Source organism: Natrialba taiwanensis DSM 12281 (genome assembly GCF_000337595.1).
Taxonomy (GTDB): Archaea; Halobacteriota; Halobacteria; order Halobacteriales; family Natrialbaceae; genus Natrialba; species Natrialba taiwanensis.
Map to the genome: position 1 here is coordinate 1 of NZ_AOIL01000019.1, position 14,931 is coordinate 14,931.

Below are 14,931 nucleotides of genomic sequence, written 5' to 3' on the forward strand. Positions count from 1 at the left end.
TCTTCCGATCTGAGCAATAGATGATGGCCGCCGGCGTCAACTTCTCCGAGGCGACCTGCGGTGCCTGTATCGGGATCGGCCACGTGCCCGCGTCCGATTCCATCTCGCTGCGGACCTTCAACCGCAACTTCGAGGGCCGCTCGGGAATCGAAGACGACAACGTCTTCCTCTGTTCGCCGGAGGTCGCCGCCGCCGCGGCGATCAAGGGCGAAATCGTCGATCCGCGCGATCTCGCCGAGGAAGAGGAGGGCCTCGAGGCCCCCGGCGTCGAACTCCCCGACGAATACGACGGCTCCAAGACGGACCTCATCACGCCCGACGAGGCCGTCGACGACGAACTCGTCAAGGGTCCGAACATCGGCGACGTGCCGCTGAAGGACCAGCTCAGCGCCGATGTCGAGGGTGAAGCGCTGCTCAAGATGGAGGACAACATCACGACCGACCACATCATCCCTGCAACGCAGGACATCCTGATGTACCGGTCGAACGTCCCCAAGCTCTCCGAGTTCACGCTCTCACGCGTCGACGATACGTTCGCAGAGCGCGCGCTCGACGCCGATGGCGGCTTCCTCGTCGCCGGCGAGAACTACGGCCAGGGCTCCTCGCGCGAGCACGCTGCCCTCTGTCCGATGTATCTCGGCATCGAGGGCGTCCTCGCACAGAGTTTCGCACGGATCCACCGCGCGAACCTCTTTAACTTCGGGATCGTCCCGCTCCAGATCGACGAGGACACCTACGAGAACATCGACCAGGGCGACGACGTCGAAATCGTCGACGACGTCTACGACGCCGTCACGAGCGGTCAGGAAGAGTTCACCGTCCGCATCAACGGCGAGGACGAGTACACGGCGGTCCTCGACGCCTCCGAGCGCGAACGCGACATTCTCGCGGCCGGCGGCAAGCTCGCCTGGACGAAAGAACAGGCCGAGGGCGCAAGCGGCGCGGCTCCGGCTGACGACTGATCGGGTCAGTCGATTTGCGGATGTTTTTTTGCACGCAGTGTTCGTGACCCGCTGAAGTATCTGTCTCGAAGGGCGAGCGCGCCCAAGTAGTCCGTTCGGGCCTCGGTTTACCCGCTTCGTGTACGAGTAAATCTAAGACGTAAAGAGGCGAGTCGTTAACTAGGTACTATGGACGATCCTTCGCGTGATTTCCTCACCGAATTGCTCGAGACGCCCTCCCCATCGGGCTACGAAACCCGTGGCCAGCAGGTCTGGGTCGACTACGTCGACCAGTTTGCGGACGACGTTCGAACGGACGCTTACGGAAATGCCATCGCAGTGCACGAGGGAGCGCCCGATGCATCCGGCGCACCCGAAATCGTACTCACCGGCCACGCCGACGAAATCGGCTTCATCGTCAAATCGATCGACGATAACGGCTTCGTCAGACTGGGGCGAATCGGCGGCTCCGACCCCTCCGTTTCGAAGGGCCAACACGTCACGATCCACGCCGCCGGCGGTCCCGTCGAGGGCGTGATCGGGCAGCACGCGATTCACCTCCGCGAGGACGAGTCGGAGACCGACATCGAGGACCTCTGGATCGATATCGGGGCCGAAAGCGAGGACGAGGCGCACGACCGCCTCGAAATCGGGGACCCGATCACCGTCTCCTCGACGGTCTCGTGGCTTTCCGAGACGCGTCTCGCCGGCCGCGGCCTCGACAACCGGGTCGGGACGTGGGCCGCGGCCGAGGGGTTCCGGCAGGCCGTCGAAACCGGCACGGATGCGACCGTCTACGCCGTCTCCACCGTCCAGGAGGAAGTCGGGGGCAACGGCGCACGGATGGTCGAGTTTGACCTCGAACCCGACGCCGTCGTCGTCGTCGATGTCGGTCACGCCGTCGATTACCCCTCCGCGCCGAGCGAGAAGACGAGCCAGATGGAACTGGGCGGCGGGCCGGCACTCGGTCGCGGCAGCACGAACCACCCCGCCGTGTTCGACGCACTGCGCTCGGTTGCCGACGAGCGCGAACTCGAGGTACAGATCGAAGCGCTCGGCGTCGGGACCGGGACGGACGCCGACAGTTTCTTCACCGCGGCGGGGGCGATTCCGTCGCAGGTGGTCAGCGTTCCGAACCGCTACATGCACACGCCCGTCGAAATGATCGACACCGACGACCTCGAGGAAATCGCGGCGCTGCTTGGTGCGTTTGCGAGCCGGGCCGACGAGTTCACGCCGTTCGCGGTCGATATCTGATCTGCATCCGAATCGGCGGTCGAACCGATGAGTACCACCGGCGGCCTCGCGGACCGAAGCCGTCATCCGCCCGTGCCCGGTAGCTCGAGCGAATGCCGACTGGACACGAAAACGAGGGGTACCGACGGTTGTTCGAGACGGACGGACTCACGTTCGGCGCTGGATTCCCGCTTACCGGCACGAACCGATCGACGCCCGACCCCGAGGCGGAGATTCGGCTCGCGAAACGCGCCGAGGCGGTCGGCTTCGACGGCCTCTGGGCGCGCGACGTGCCGACGTACTGGCCGAAATTCGGCGATGCAGGCCAGACGTTCGACCCCTGGCCGTGGCTCTCGCACGTCGCCGCCCACACCGACGGGATCGCACTCGGCACCTCGAGTATCGTCCTCCCGCTTCGACACCCGATCCACGTCGCGAAATCCGCCGCGACGGTCGACCGACTTTCGGACGGGCGGCTCGTCCTCGGGGTCGCCTCCGGCGACCGCGATCCGGAGTACCCGGCCTTCGGCGTCGACCGCGACGAGCGCGGCGCGCTGTTTCGCGAGCACGTCGAAACCCTTCGTACGCTGTGGCGCGACGAGTTTCCCGAGCGCGAGGGACGGTGGGGCCGCCTCGACGGTGCACTCGATGTCGTGCCGAAACCGACGGCGGAGACGATTCCGCTGCTCCCGACCGGGAATGCCCGCCAATCGCGAGAGTGGATCGCCGAGCGCGGCGACGGCTGGCTGTTCTATCACCTCCCCGAGCGCACGCTGACTGGCTACCTCGACGACTGGCGGGAGGCCGCCGGAGAAAAGCCGTTCGCGATGGCCATCCGAGCTGAACTCGCGGACGATCCGACGGCCGATCCGGAGCAGTTACACCTGGGCTACCGGGCGGGCACCGAGTGGTTTCAGGACTACTTCGGACGGCTCGCTGAACTCGGCGTCGACCACGTTATTGTCTCCATCGAGAACGACGATCCGGAGCGGGGAATAGAGCGGTTTGCAGCGGCGATTATCGACGCGGACTGAGCGGGACGCGTATACGGTCGCGGTTCGAACGCTCGCTGCCGGGCCAGCGTCCCCATCACTGCTCGCTCGATTCGTCGTATTCGAGTTCAATATCCGGCGACGAGGTGCCGATCCGGAGGTGGTTCTGGTGGGCGTAGTGGCGATGAGCGAGCGCGAAGCCACCGAGGGTGATGACGACGAACCCGGACCAGGCGGCAGCGGGGAGTAGCGAAAACGGGACGATATCGAGTAGCGTTCCGCCGAGAACCACGGTGACGAGCGCCGTCAGCCCGAGGTAGTAGTCGCTCCAGGAGAGGTTGCGTCCGCGGACGGTATCCATATAGATTTTGACGTCGTCGAGCACCGGCGTCGGTTCGACGGTACCTCGGTCGCGGTCAAACTCGAGGACGCCGGCGTTGTCCATCTTCGGCAGGTGGGACTGTTGCAGTGCCGTATAGACGCGTTTCCGGTCGCTACTCGAAACCTCGTCGAAGGCGAGGTCGTCTTCGCTGGCGGCGATCGACTGTGAGAGTGTCCCGATATCGACCCGTTCGTCCCGGTAGATGAGCGTCTGAAGGATGTGCCGCCGACGGCGGTTTGCCAGTAAATCGAAGAGTTCGTCTTCGGTGAGTTCACCGTGCGCTGACTCCGGTTGTGAGAGCTGTCCCTCCATCACGAGTGCTACTCCGACCCCTGCATCAGTTAGAGAGTCTACATTTCCCTAGATAAAACTATCTATCGAAAAGAGAATCTGCAATGGTACCAGGAGTCAGAGGCAACTGTGCGATAGATCAGGAGCGCTGTGCTTGATTGTGTCGTCCCATAGCGGAAAGTAGTGATCGTCCCTGTCCGTCGCAGTCGATCGTTGTACTCTCGACAATTTCGAGATTGTGTCAGACAGTAAGAGAGATTATTCGTGGCGGAATCGGTTCCTCGCCACGCTCGTCTGTCACGCGCGAGTGAGGGGGATGAAATCACGGATTGTGCTCAGAGAACGGAAAGTCAACGCCAGCAATACTGGGGACAGGTGACGGAAGTCTCGCATTTCGACTCGTTGATACCGCGGTCAACGGTCGTATTACAATGATCCCACAGCCGTTCGGCGTTCTCGTAGCGCTAACGCACGGAGTGGGCCAACGGTGTGGCACCCCCATCACCGATCACGCAGGCGTCTCGATCCTCGATCGGCCCACCCGTGCGTTCAGCAGCAACGACAATCGATATGCTCACTGCTATGCACGAAGACGGACGGAAGTCGACAGGAGATGGGACCGACACCGATCAAATTTCGCTCTACGTCTACGAGTTCGAGACCGACGAACTCGTGGATGCGATTTACGACGCCGAGTCAATCGTGATCCCGGACGTGGGCGATCGCGTCTCGTTCGTCGAGGCCCGGGCGGACGGGGACCTCGAGACGGAGTCGGTCAGCTATCGGGAGGAGTCCGAAGCGGCGACGTACGTGGTCAGACAGCGGGAGATTACCTACATCTCGGTGGACTACGATATCGATGGCCTGCAACAGAGCGACGCGCTCGTTTCCGAGGTCAAACTGTGGGTAAGCAGCGATGCCGAAGACCGAGGGCTGGGTCGGTCAACCCGGTGAGTAGCGGTCGCAAGCGCTCCGCAAGCGCTCCGCAAGCGCTCCGCAAGCGCGACTGACCCAGTGCGCCGAGGGTATCAGAACCGATCCAGCCCGAACATACCGATCTCGTGGTCCGTCTCGTCCTCGAGCGCCAGATCGGCCATGATCTCGCCGACGACGCTGGCGAACTTGAATCCGTGACCCGAGAAGCCGGCCGCGACCGATACCTGCGGATGCGCAGGAAGGGTATCGATCACGAAGTGGTCGTCCGGCGTATTCGTGAACAGACAGGTCTCCAACCGCATCGTCGGCCCCGCCCCCGCCGGGAAGTACTGCTCGGCGAACTCGCGCAACAGTCGCTCGTCGGCCTGCGTCGGTTCGCGCTCGAAGGTGTCGGGATCGACGGTCTCCTCGCGGTGGTTGTACCGGCCGAACTTGAACCCGGGAACCCCGTGAATCGGAAAGCCGTAGAACCGCCCCTCGGGAACCTGCAGGTTCCAGACGGGGAACGCCTCGGGGTCGAAGGCGGCGGGTTCCTCGGGTTGGAGCCAGGCGAGAACCTGGCGCTCGGGGACAGCGAGCCCGTCGAGTTCATCGATGAACTCGGCGGCCCACGCGCCCGCGGTGACGACGAGTTCGTCGGCCTCGTAGGCGCGGTGGTCGGTTTCGACGCGGACGCCGTCGTCGGCGATCGGCTGCCAGTCGACGACGCGTTCGCGGGCACGGATGGTCGCGCCGTGTCGGTGGGCGCGGTCGACGTGGGCGACGATACACTCCTCGGGAACGAGAAAGCCGCCGTCGGGCTGGGAGACGGCCTCGTAATTCTCCGGGAGCTGGTAGCCCGGATAGCGGTCGGAGAGTGTCGCACTCGAGAGTACCTCGTGGTCGAGGTCGTGTTCCTCGCAGGAGCGCTTCGAGCCCTCGACGAGCGGGTCGCCGCGCGGACCGGCGTCGATGGAGCCGGTGCGGTACAACAGCTGGCGGTCGTGGTCGCTCTCGAGTTCGGTCCACAGTTCGTCGGCGCGACGGAGCAGCGGGACGTAGGCCGGGTGTTCGTAGTAGGCGAGACGGAAGATGCGAGTGATGCCGTGTGAGGACCCGTAGCCGTGGGGCACATCGTAGCGTTCGAGGCCGAGAACGTCGACGCCGCGTGCGGCGAGGTGGGCGACCGTTGCGCTTCCCATGCCACCGACGCCGAGCACGATAACGTCGTACCGGTCTGTCATGTGCGGTGATACGACGAGGGTGTCGAAAACCCTTCCTCACTGTCTCACCAGTTACCGGGAGTCTCGTGCTCGCTCGCGGAGGTGATGCTGTTGGCGACGTTCGCTGACGTGGTCGAGGCCGTCAGCCAGTTCGTCGCGAACGGCCGTTTCGAACGTCTCGACATCGGTGAGAAACACCCCGGAGAACTCCTCGACGAGTTCGTACGACCACTGGTCGTTGATCGCGCCGGCGGGGAGGTGCTCGTCGCGAAGCTGGTTGGCCCACTCATCGTGGCCGGCGTTGCGAAGTTCGGCTTCGGCGTCTCTCATGCGGTCCATCGCGTGCCCGAGTTGGTGGTGGAACTCGAGGAGTGCGCCGTAGGAACGATGGAGATTCTCGATGCCGAGTTGGAGATCGTGGAGGGCGTCGAGTTCGTCGTCGGTGAGGTCGAGTTCGAACGCGGGATGAGTGGCGTTCTGAGAGGTGTCTGTGGTCTCGTCCGAGGCAGTGTTCGTGTCCGCGGCTGTGTCGGTGGTATCAGTTTCGGACGCGGAATCACGCGCGTCGTTCGGTGTCGGCATAGCTAGCCGCCCCACGAATAGGACCAAGAGCGTTGTGGGCGCAAGTGAGGAGAACACCGGTGTACCGTTTGAGAACGGCGGCTGCACTGATTCTCGTGTGATTGCGGACGAGGCTGATCGTCTACGCCGTGAACTCGTACAACTCGTCGCCGACGTGGTGTAGCGAGTCGACGACTTTCCCCTCGTTACCGGCCATCTCCGCGCCCTCGACGCGCGCCCGGCCGACGGCCAGCACCTTGCCGTGGGTCTCCTCTGCGATGACGACCAGATCGTCCGGTGAGATATCCTCGGTGGCCACCGTGATTCCCGGGCGCATCACGTCGGCACCGTCGCTGACGAACGAGATTGCGCCGGTATCAACCGTCACGAGTCGTCGCTCGGGTTCGTAGGCGTTCGCGCCGCGAACCGTCAGGAACGGCTCCTCGTCGAAGAAGGCAACCCGGGGCTCGCCGTCGATCAGGATGACCTCGCGATCCGCATCCTCGAACTCGACGCGCTCGTAGGCGTCGCCGTCGAGGGAGACGCCCAGTTTGTCGGACAGATCCGTTTCGAGTTCGGAAACGTCGTCGCTGCGAAGGTGGTGACGGGATTTAACTTGCATACTCGCCCTACCTGCTATACCCATTTAACGGAATAGGTTTAGCGCGGTGATTCGCCGTCTCCGTCCGGGATATCGATGGCGCACATATCGTCATCCATCTTCTCGCAGTCATCGTCGAACTCCCGGTGGGATCGGAATCGATATCGGCCGGCCGCACCACCAGCCCATCCATCGGCGAACAGGAACAGGGACAGGGACAGGGACAGAGCCAACTGCCCCGAGACGTGCTCGGAGAGTCGGGGAAACCACTATCCCCCCGTGGCTGGTAGTACCCCGGACCGCGTTCGATGGCCAGCGAATACGTCTTCATCAGCGACCTCCACATGGGCGGCGACGAGCAGCTCACGGCACTCGATTTCGAGGCGGAACTGCTTGACTTTCTCGCCGAACTCGAGGAGCGCGGCGGCGACGTCGAGCTGATCATCAACGGCGACGCTTTCGGACTCTGGGAGTACGCCGAAGTGACGGGGACGGAGAAACTCGACCGGGTGATCGAGGACCACCCGCGCGTCTTCGAGCAGTTCCGCGCGACCGGCGAGGTGATCGACATCCCCCTCATCCCGGGCAATCACGACTACGATCTCGCTTGCTACACCTCGTACACCGATCGCCTCGCGGCGTATAACATCGTGCTCGAACCGGTGGTTTCGATCACGCGCGAGGTCGATGTCGACGGCGATGACGGAGACGAAACGCCGCGAATTTGGATCGAACACGGCCAGCAACACGACGCGAACAACCGGATGCCGGACTGGGGAAATCCCGACGCGCTCCCGGTCGGGTACTTCGTCGTCCAGCGGATCGTCGCCGCTGCCGGCCGTTACTCCGGGCGAGCCAGAGGCGACTGGCTTCGCGACATCCAGTCGGTCGCGCCGATGGAGGAGATCCCGCGCTGGCTCCTCTCGAACTACTTCTACCGGGAGATGAGTCCGTATCTTCGAGCCGTCGTCGTCCCGCTGTTGCTGTTTTTCAACATCACGCTTCTCTACCTGTTCGGGACCGTCCTCGAGGTGATGGGTATCCTCCCGTCGGCGTTTTTCACCGATAATCCTGTCATCCACGCACTCGGTATCGGCGCGGTCGTTCTCGAGTTCATCATCGCGATCAACGTCGTCGTTATCGCGATTCTCCTGTTGCTCGCGATCCCGCTGTGGCTGTTCAGACGCGATCTCAGACGGACGCTGGATCGTTTCGGGGTTATGCTGTCGGGCGTCCGCGTGGGGCAGGGGGACGAACCGTTTTTGCGTGCAGCAAGGGACGTTCTTGAGGCGAACTCCGACGTTGCCGTCTTCGTCTACGGGCACACGCATCGGGCATCGCTCACTCAATGGGGTGACCGACTGGTCATCAACACCGGGACCTGGCTGAAAAAGCTCCAGCACGTCGAGACCTGGTTTTCGCGGCTGCCGGGCATCTACTACCCCTCCTTTCGTCTGAACTACTTCCGGATCTTCCCCGAGGGGGACCGGATCGTCGTCGAGTACGAGGAGATCGAAACGGATCAACCGCTAGATCTCACCCGCTTTCAGCGACTGGTCGCGCGCCGTCCGCCGGCGGCGGAACCGATTCCGGCGCGAACGGTGATCGACCCGAACGGGACGCTTGAGACACCCGATGGCGCGTTCGAACGCGATTCCGACACTGGCGCTGACGCTGACCCCGGTTCCGGAAAGCCATTCGCGACCGTCGACGGAAGCGACGGCGACCGTGCAGACGCCACCGATCGGACGGGCGAGGAACGCGACTAGCCCGGTTCGTCGGGTGGAGTTCTGTCTCGTCCGATTGTCGGGTAGATGTGGCCGGTCACGGCAGCGGGGATGGCTATTCAGCACCTCGCGTCGAGAGATACCCGTATGGTCAGGGTACTCGGCGGCGAAGGAACGGACCGAATGGAGGGGATGAGCGACGGCGTCTTCGCGATCGTTCTCACGCTCCTGGTGTTGCAGTTCGAGGTTCCAGACGTTCCCGCGTCGAGGCTCCCGGCGGCGGTCGGCGACCAGGAGACGCTGCTGGTCAGTTACCTCCTGAGTTTCGTCGTCGGTCTCTACTGGATTATCCACCACAATCTCTTTCAGTCGATTACCGGTCACGACCGCGTGCTGCTGTGGCTGAATCTCCTGTTCTTGCTCTCGATTTCGTTTCTCCCGTACCCGACGGAGATTATCGGAAGCTACGGGACGCAGTTCGCCTGGACGGTGTACGCCATCAATTTCGTCCTGGTCGGTGTGCTCATGACGAGCGTCTGGGCCTACGCCACGCGCGCGGGATTTACGGACGACCGGATCGACGAGCAGGATGCGCGACTGATCTCGATCCGCGGACTCATCTCGCCGGTCGTGTTCGTGCTCTCGATCGTCGTCGCGACGCAAAGCCTCTCGCTGGCGTTTTTCACGCCGCTTTTGATCATCCCGCTACAGTGGGTGTGGGTCCGGTACTACCAGCGACGAACGGGCGCATCAAACGTCTTCCAGGACGCCGAATAGTCCCGAGCGAGACCGATTGACTGACCGAACACTCCCGCCCGAGCGAACGTGTGACAATTGCTAAGTAACCACATGGCCTTCTTACACCTATGTGGCCATGGTCCTCTCGCTCCCGTACCGCGACGGTCACGTGTCTCGCCTGCGGCGATAGCGTCTCACGGTCGACCGCCCGCGAGTACGACAAATACGGCGACCGGTGGGACCGCACGGACAAAGCGTTCGAACACCTTTGTCCCGACTGCCACACTGACCTCTGTCACCACCCGCGCGATGAACTCGAGGACCTTCTCGTCGAACTCCGCGCCGGCGAGGAGGAGACGGAGACGTTTCTCGAAGGGTACCTCGCCGCTGTCGAGGACCGCTATGGCCGCGTCGAAGAGGAATCCTGACGCCATGTTTCGGCGTCGGAGCAGCCACTGTCCTCAGCCGAATCGGTCGAGTCCCGACTGGTGGCGGCGCTTTCCGGCGGGGTTCCGACGCCAGGCCGTCTGCCTATCGCGTTCGGCCTCGAGTTCGACGTCGGAAGCCGGTCCGGAATCGTAGCCGGGACAGGACGGTCCGCACTCCGAGTTCGCGTCGACGAGTCGGTCGCGCCACTCGCAGTACGGCAGCGTCGCGCCGTCCGCGTCGGTCGGCGTGCAGGCCTCGCAGTCGGGAAAGTTGTACGTCCGCCAGCCCTTGCCGTAGGCTCGTTCGGCAAGTCGGCGGCGTGCCCGGGCCTTCGCAGTCGCCGTCACGGGTTCGATTGCCGCGTGACCGGGCTCGAACGCGAGCAGTTCGATACCCGGCTCGTCGGTCGGGAGCGGCGTCGGTTCGCGAACGACCTCGAGTTCGATCTCGGCTGCAGACGGACCCGAATCCGTGCGGTGAACGCGCCAGACGCCGACTTCGTCGGGAATCCGATTCAGGTGCGCCCGCGTGACGTAGCTCTCCGTCGCCAGCACGACCTCGTCGACCAGCGCGAGGCTCACATCGGTGCGCAGCTGTCTCTCGAGGTCGCCCGGTCGGCCGAGATCGGGCTTGTTCTCGATGCCGACGATGCGGTCGTACCAGTCGGGATAGCGCGCGACCTGTCGGACGAACTCGCGGCCGTTGCGGCGTTCGCACTCGAAAAAGCCGATCTCGCAGGCCCGGTCGACCGCCCGACGCGCGCGGTCCGGGTGACAGTCGAAGGCCCGCTTCCAGTAGCGGGCGCGACCGAGACCGACGGCGGATTCGATAGCGGCGTCGGGAATCTCCGCGCTCGTGATCGCCGTGCGGTCGTCGAACTCCGACCCGGGTTCGACACAGACCACGTCGAGAATCCGACCGCCGGGGTCGGCGACGCTCCCGCCGAGTTGCCGGGCCACGAGCGTATCGGTGCCCGCAACCGGTTGCTCGCGGGACTGCTCTAGGTGCGCACAGAGCGCGAGTTCAAACGCGAACTCGGTCACGAGGGATCACTCGTACTGTGGGTGGCGAGCGAGAAAAGGAGTCGGATTCGCGGTTGGTACCGGTCGATCGCTGGGTCGAATAGCGTGTCACGACCGTACGCCGATCACGTAACGAATCGGTGTCGCACCCGCCTGAGGACGAGGAGGGTTGCGACGAACGGGCCAACACCGTCGAGGAACACGGCGAAGAGGACCAGAACGGGGCGGTCGCCGATGACGGTGACGATCGTGAACGCGATGAGCGCCGATGCAACGAGCAGGACCGACAGGCCGACGGCGATACCGGCGGCCGTAAGCAGACCGTACCCGGGAAGCGGATCGATCGGACGAGGGGCGATCGGTGCGTGCATCATCTCTCGTCTCGACCGAGGCGTCGCTCGCCGATAAGTGTAGTCTGAAAAATATTTCAGTACGATCGCTAACTGAAATCCGTTTCATACGGACTGCTGTCAGTCATTTCCGGCGCAACCGCAGGACGATCCGCGGTTGCGCCGGGAAATCGTTACAGTAGACCGTATCAGTCGTCGACGGTCCGGGTCTCGAGCACGTCGAGATCGCCGTTCATCGTCACCCGCAACTCGTCGCCCGCGAGCGGAATCCGAACCTCGAGTTCGAGTGGGTCGCGCGAAACGAGCCGAGTGAACTCGTCGGCGACGCACCACGGCAGCGTCCAGTACGGCCGCTCCTCGAGCGAGACGCCGCGTTCGCGGTGGAACGAGACGACGGCGGAGTGATCGAGCAGGCGGAGCCCAGCGGCCGAGCACAGCGTGTGTGCACACTGGCGACACTCGTGGTCGACGCGGAGGCTGACGCCGAGACAGCAGTCGTCGTCCTCGACGATGTGCGTCTCCATGCGCCCGCTGCACTCCGGACAGACGCCGTCGGCGGCCAGACAGTGGAGGTGCCGAACGCGCTGGTCGAACGCGTCGGCGATTTCCGCTCGCGTTCGGTCGGTCAGCCCGCCGGGCGGAAACGCGTACTCGCCGTGTCCGTGGCCGCAGTCGACGCAGGTGATCGCGAGCCGTTCGTCCTCGTAGCTCGCGGTCAGCGAACTCCCGCAGTCGACACACCGGCCCGCCACGGGAAACGGGTCGATCGATGGGTGTTCGTTGAACGAGCCCGCGATCACCGAGCGGACGACCTTCTCGCCGGCGTGTTTGAACGCGTAGCCGTCCGCTTGCTGGGTGACGAAGTGGCCCGTGAGTTTCTGGAGATGGTAATTGAACTGTGCAGAGTCGCGCATACCGACCTCGCGCCGCAGGGTCGAGAACGAAACGGGCGACTCATCGGCCGCCCACAGTGCTTCGAGGATCGACAGCCGAGCATCGTTTGCGATCAGGGCGAACGCGTCTGCAGGGTCGAGACAGTCCGTACACTCGAGAACACTCTCGCGGTCGCCTGCCGTATCCGGCTTGCTCATACCCCTCGTATGCGTGCGGTACCCAAAGTAGTTGGCTCAAGGCAGTTTTTGTAAGCGTTCCAACAATCAGTGCGAGGCGTGTGAGCGGAGGCGGACGGCGGTCGAAACGAGTCCAAGACAATGACACTCACGAACAGGACCGTCGACCCGGTGAAGACGCCCTCAGAACAGTAGGTTTATCAATCGCACGGGGGAAGCCCTATCTAAGATTACTCATCGTCTTATGGCAGGAACTCAACAACCGGAGGTGAACATCGGGCTCGTCGGCCACGTCGACCACGGCAAGACGACGCTGGTACAAGCCCTGAGCGGCTCGTGGACGGACCAGCACAGCGAGGAGATGAAGCGCGGTATCTCCATCCGCCTCGGCTATGCGGATGCGACGTTCCGCGAGTGCCCCGACCGCGACGAACCCGAACGCTACACCGTCGAGGAGGAGTGTCCGGACGGCACCGAGAGCAAGCCGCTTCGAACCGTCTCGTTCGTCGACGCCCCGGGCCACGAAACCCTGATGGCGACAATGCTCTCCGGCGCATCGCTGATGGACGGGGCCGTGCTGGTCGTCAGCGCCAACGAACCCGTGCCACAGCCACAGACCGAAGAGCACCTGATGGCGCTCGACATCATCGGCATCGAGAACATCGTCATCGCCCAGAACAAGATCGACCTCGTCGACTCCGACCAGGCCCGCCGGAACTACGAACAGATCCAGGAGTTCGTCGAGGGCACCGTCGCCGAGGACGCCCCCGTCGTCCCCGTCTCGGCCGGCCAGGAGGTCAACATGGACCTGCTGATCCAGGCAGTCGAGGAGGAAATTCCCACGCCGGAACGCGATCCCGACGCCGACGCCCGAATGCACGTCGCCCGCAGCTTCGACATCAACAAACCCGGGACGACCGCCAGCGACCTCGCCGGCGGCGTCCTCGGCGGCAGCCTCGTCAAAGGTGAACTCGAATCCGACCAGGAGATCGAAATCCGCCCCGGTCGCGAGGTCGAAGAAGGCGGCCAGACCGAGTACGTCCCGATCGAAACGACGATTCGCTCGCTGCAAGCCGGCGGCGAAACCGTCGACAGCGCCACACCCGGCGGCCTGCTCGGAGTCGGCACGGGACTCGACCCCGCACTGACGAAAGGCGACGCCCTGGCCGGTCGCATGGCCGGCCCACCGGGCTCATTACCGCCGACCTGGCAGCAGTTCACGATGGATGTCGACCTCTTAGAGCGCGTCGTCGGCACCGACGGCGGCGAAGTGGAGGAAATCAGCACCGGCGAACCGCTGATGATGACCGTCGGGACGGCAACGACCGTCGGCGCGGTAACGAGCGCCCGCGAGGGCGAGTGCGAGGTCAACCTCAAACGCCCCGTCACCGCCGACCCCGGCGCGAAAATCGCGATCAACCGCCGGATCGGCGCTCGCTGGCGGCTGATCGGCCTCGGAACGTTACAGGAATAGGGCCGAGACAGACCGATACACGATGAGCACCCGAGTCGCCCTCGACACGAGCGCGCTGATGATGCCAGTCGAACTCGACGTCAGACTGTTCGACGAACTCGAGCGGCTCCTCGATTCGTTCGAACCGACGACGCCACAGGCGGTCATCGAAGAACTTCGCCGGCTCTCCGAGAAGGGCGGCCGCGAAGGCACCGCCGCGAACGTCGGTCACGACCTGGCAACCGAGCGCTGTCTCGTCGTCGACACCGAGGCATCCTACGCCGACGACGCGCTGGTCGAACTCGCCCGCGAGGGCACGGTCGACTACGTCATCACGAACGATCGACCACTACGCGATCGGGTACTCGAAGCGAAGAGACCGGTAATTGCATTACGCGGGAGAAACAAGTTAGCGATCACTCAACCATAGATGTACAAACGGGTTAGATTGAAGGATACGGTGGAGGTACCGCCGGAGGAGCTCGGCGACGTGTCGCCGACGCTCGTCAAGCGACTGCTACAGGATAAACTCGAGGGACGCATGGACGAGGAAGTCGGCAGCATCGTCTCTGTCACCGAGGTACGCGATATCGGTGAAGGGACCGTGCTTCCGAACCGCCCAGGCGTCTACTACGAGGCCGATTTCGACGCCGTCACGTTCGACCCACAGATGCAGGAAGTCGTCGACGGAACCGTCGTCGAAGTCGTCGAGTTCGGCGCGTTCGTCGGGATCGGCCCCGTCGACGGCCTGCTTCACGTCTCCCAGATCAGCGACGAGTATCTGGCCTTCGACGCCGAGAACCAACAGCTCGCCTCGAACGAATCAAACCGCACGCTCGGTGTCGACGACGCGATTCGCGCCCGCATCGTCACCAAAAGCATCGACGAGCGAAACCCCCGCGACTCGAAGATCGGGCTCACGGCAAAACAGCCCGGCCTCGGCAAGCACGGCTGGCTCGAGGAAGACCACGAAAAGCGCGAAGCGACCGCAGGTGAGTAA

Annotated in this window: 16 protein-coding genes and 1 pseudogene; 10 read left to right on the forward strand and 7 right to left on the reverse strand. The window is 63.8% G+C overall.

Annotation, left to right across the window (positions count from 1 at the left end):
- Nucleotides 1-20: 20 nt before the first annotated feature.
- From C484_RS06720 to C484_RS06730, 3 genes and pseudogenes are all read left to right on the forward strand, one after another.
- Nucleotides 21-962: pseudogene (locus C484_RS06720) on the forward strand (aconitase family protein); the annotation flags it as partial.
- A 168-nt stretch (nt 963-1,130) separates the two neighbouring features.
- Nucleotides 1,131-2,198 carry a M20/M25/M40 family metallo-hydrolase gene (locus C484_RS06725; RefSeq protein ID WP_006825190.1) on the forward strand — a complete coding sequence of 356 codons (1,068 nt, stop codon included), beginning with the start codon at nt 1,131-1,133 and terminating at the stop codon, nt 2,196-2,198.
- 92 nt (nt 2,199-2,290) lie between these two features.
- Entirely contained in the window at nt 2,291-3,211 is a 921-nt protein-coding gene (locus tag C484_RS06730; RefSeq protein WP_006825191.1) for a TIGR03571 family LLM class oxidoreductase, read from the forward strand.
- 55 nt (nt 3,212-3,266) lie between these two features.
- Here C484_RS06730 and C484_RS06735 read toward each other — a convergent pair whose 3' ends face one another.
- Nucleotides 3,267-3,863 (reverse strand): DUF7344 domain-containing protein, encoded by a 597-nt coding sequence (locus C484_RS06735; RefSeq protein WP_006825192.1) that lies wholly within the window; start codon nt 3,861-3,863, stop codon nt 3,267-3,269.
- A 549-nt stretch (nt 3,864-4,412) separates the two neighbouring features.
- On the opposite strand from C484_RS06735, the gene C484_RS06740 reads away from it, so the two are divergent.
- Complete coding sequence (locus C484_RS06740; protein ID WP_049915084.1) at nt 4,413-4,796, forward strand: hypothetical protein; 384 nt, start codon at nt 4,413-4,415, stop codon at nt 4,794-4,796.
- A gap of 74 nt (nt 4,797-4,870) precedes the next feature.
- On the opposite strand, the gene solA is transcribed toward C484_RS06740, so the two are convergent.
- The 3 genes from solA to C484_RS06755 all read right to left on the reverse strand — a co-directional run bounded on the left by solA (nt 4,871) and on the right by C484_RS06755 (nt 7,163).
- Nucleotides 4,871-6,001, reverse strand: coding sequence for an N-methyl-L-tryptophan oxidase (solA, locus tag C484_RS06745; RefSeq protein WP_006825194.1), 1,131 nt, complete (start codon nt 5,999-6,001; stop codon nt 4,871-4,873).
- A 51-nt stretch (nt 6,002-6,052) separates the two neighbouring features.
- Entirely contained in the window at nt 6,053-6,562 is a 510-nt protein-coding gene (locus C484_RS06750; RefSeq protein WP_006825195.1) for a hypothetical protein, read from the reverse strand.
- Nucleotides 6,563-6,683: 121 nt separating this feature from the next.
- Nucleotides 6,684-7,163 carry an RNA-binding protein gene (locus tag C484_RS06755; RefSeq protein ID WP_006825196.1) on the reverse strand — a complete coding sequence of 160 codons (480 nt, stop codon included), beginning with the start codon at nt 7,161-7,163 and terminating at the stop codon, nt 6,684-6,686.
- A 287-nt stretch (nt 7,164-7,450) separates the two neighbouring features.
- Between C484_RS06755 and C484_RS06760 the strand changes: the two genes are divergently transcribed.
- From C484_RS06760 to C484_RS06770, 3 genes are all read left to right on the forward strand, one after another.
- Nucleotides 7,451-8,911: a metallophosphoesterase gene (locus C484_RS06760; RefSeq protein ID WP_006825197.1), complete on the forward strand. Its 1,461-nt coding sequence runs from the start codon at nt 7,451-7,453 to the stop codon at nt 8,909-8,911.
- Between the two features lie 105 nt (nt 8,912-9,016).
- The gene (locus C484_RS06765) at nt 9,017-9,646 is read left to right on the forward strand and encodes a TMEM175 family protein (protein WP_006825198.1); all 630 of its coding nucleotides are present in this window, start codon (nt 9,017-9,019) and stop codon (nt 9,644-9,646) included.
- An 89-nt stretch (nt 9,647-9,735) separates the two neighbouring features.
- Nucleotides 9,736-10,035 (forward strand): DUF7562 family protein, encoded by a 300-nt coding sequence (locus tag C484_RS06770; protein WP_006825199.1) that lies wholly within the window; start codon nt 9,736-9,738, stop codon nt 10,033-10,035.
- A 33-nt stretch (nt 10,036-10,068) separates the two neighbouring features.
- Here the strand turns inward: C484_RS06770 and C484_RS06775 are convergent, their stop codons facing one another.
- From C484_RS06775 to C484_RS06785, 3 genes are all read right to left on the reverse strand, one after another.
- Nucleotides 10,069-11,079, reverse strand: a complete 1,011-nt coding sequence (locus tag C484_RS06775) for a DUF5787 family protein (protein ID WP_006825200.1) — start codon at nt 11,077-11,079, stop codon at nt 10,069-10,071.
- Nucleotides 11,080-11,183: 104 nt separating this feature from the next.
- Nucleotides 11,184-11,432: a hypothetical protein gene (locus tag C484_RS06780; RefSeq protein WP_006825201.1), complete on the reverse strand. Its 249-nt coding sequence runs from the start codon at nt 11,430-11,432 to the stop codon at nt 11,184-11,186.
- A 164-nt stretch (nt 11,433-11,596) separates the two neighbouring features.
- The gene (locus tag C484_RS06785) at nt 11,597-12,499 is read right to left on the reverse strand and encodes a DUF7351 domain-containing protein (protein WP_006825202.1); all 903 of its coding nucleotides are present in this window, start codon (nt 12,497-12,499) and stop codon (nt 11,597-11,599) included.
- Nucleotides 12,500-12,722: 223 nt separating this feature from the next.
- Between C484_RS06785 and C484_RS06790 the strand changes: the two genes are divergently transcribed.
- Genes C484_RS06790 through C484_RS06800 form a run of 3 tightly spaced genes read left to right on the forward strand, consistent with a single transcriptional unit; the run spans nt 12,723 to nt 14,931 of the window.
- Nucleotides 12,723-13,952 carry a translation initiation factor IF-2 subunit gamma gene (locus tag C484_RS06790; RefSeq protein ID WP_006825203.1) on the forward strand — a complete coding sequence of 410 codons (1,230 nt, stop codon included), beginning with the start codon at nt 12,723-12,725 and terminating at the stop codon, nt 13,950-13,952.
- A 22-nt stretch (nt 13,953-13,974) separates the two neighbouring features.
- Nucleotides 13,975-14,361 carry a PIN domain-containing protein gene (locus tag C484_RS06795; RefSeq protein ID WP_006825204.1) on the forward strand — a complete coding sequence of 129 codons (387 nt, stop codon included), beginning with the start codon at nt 13,975-13,977 and terminating at the stop codon, nt 14,359-14,361.
- On the forward strand, nt 14,362-14,931 hold the full coding sequence (locus C484_RS06800; RefSeq protein WP_006107702.1) for a DNA-directed RNA polymerase: 570 nt from the start codon (nt 14,362-14,364) through the stop codon (nt 14,929-14,931).

Bases quoted from the DNA above. Each gene is read 5' to 3' on its own strand.
- C484_RS06725 (WP_006825190.1), top strand. From the start codon at position 1,131: ATGGACGATCCTTCGCGTGATTTCCTCACCGAATTGCTCGAGACGCCC.
- C484_RS06730 (WP_006825191.1), top strand. From the start codon at position 2,291: ATGCCGACTGGACACGAAAACGAGGGGTACCGACGGTTGTTCGAGACG.
- C484_RS06735 (WP_006825192.1), bottom strand. From the start codon at position 3,863: ATGGAGGGACAGCTCTCACAACCGGAGTCAGCGCACGGTGAACTCACC.
- C484_RS06740 (WP_049915084.1), top strand. From the start codon at position 4,413: ATGCTCACTGCTATGCACGAAGACGGACGGAAGTCGACAGGAGATGGG.
- solA (WP_006825194.1), bottom strand. From the start codon at position 6,001: ATGACAGACCGGTACGACGTTATCGTGCTCGGCGTCGGTGGCATGGGA.
- C484_RS06750 (WP_006825195.1), bottom strand. From the start codon at position 6,562: ATGCCGACACCGAACGACGCGCGTGATTCCGCGTCCGAAACTGATACC.
- C484_RS06755 (WP_006825196.1), bottom strand. From the start codon at position 7,163: ATGCAAGTTAAATCCCGTCACCACCTTCGCAGCGACGACGTTTCCGAA.
- C484_RS06760 (WP_006825197.1), top strand. From the start codon at position 7,451: ATGGCCAGCGAATACGTCTTCATCAGCGACCTCCACATGGGCGGCGAC.
- C484_RS06765 (WP_006825198.1), top strand. From the start codon at position 9,017: ATGGTCAGGGTACTCGGCGGCGAAGGAACGGACCGAATGGAGGGGATG.
- C484_RS06770 (WP_006825199.1), top strand. From the start codon at position 9,736: ATGTGGCCATGGTCCTCTCGCTCCCGTACCGCGACGGTCACGTGTCTC.
- C484_RS06780 (WP_006825201.1), bottom strand. From the start codon at position 11,432: ATGATGCACGCACCGATCGCCCCTCGTCCGATCGATCCGCTTCCCGGG.
- C484_RS06785 (WP_006825202.1), bottom strand. From the start codon at position 12,499: ATGAGCAAGCCGGATACGGCAGGCGACCGCGAGAGTGTTCTCGAGTGT.
- C484_RS06790 (WP_006825203.1), top strand. From the start codon at position 12,723: ATGGCAGGAACTCAACAACCGGAGGTGAACATCGGGCTCGTCGGCCAC.
- C484_RS06795 (WP_006825204.1), top strand. From the start codon at position 13,975: ATGAGCACCCGAGTCGCCCTCGACACGAGCGCGCTGATGATGCCAGTC.
- C484_RS06800 (WP_006107702.1), top strand. From the start codon at position 14,362: ATGTACAAACGGGTTAGATTGAAGGATACGGTGGAGGTACCGCCGGAG.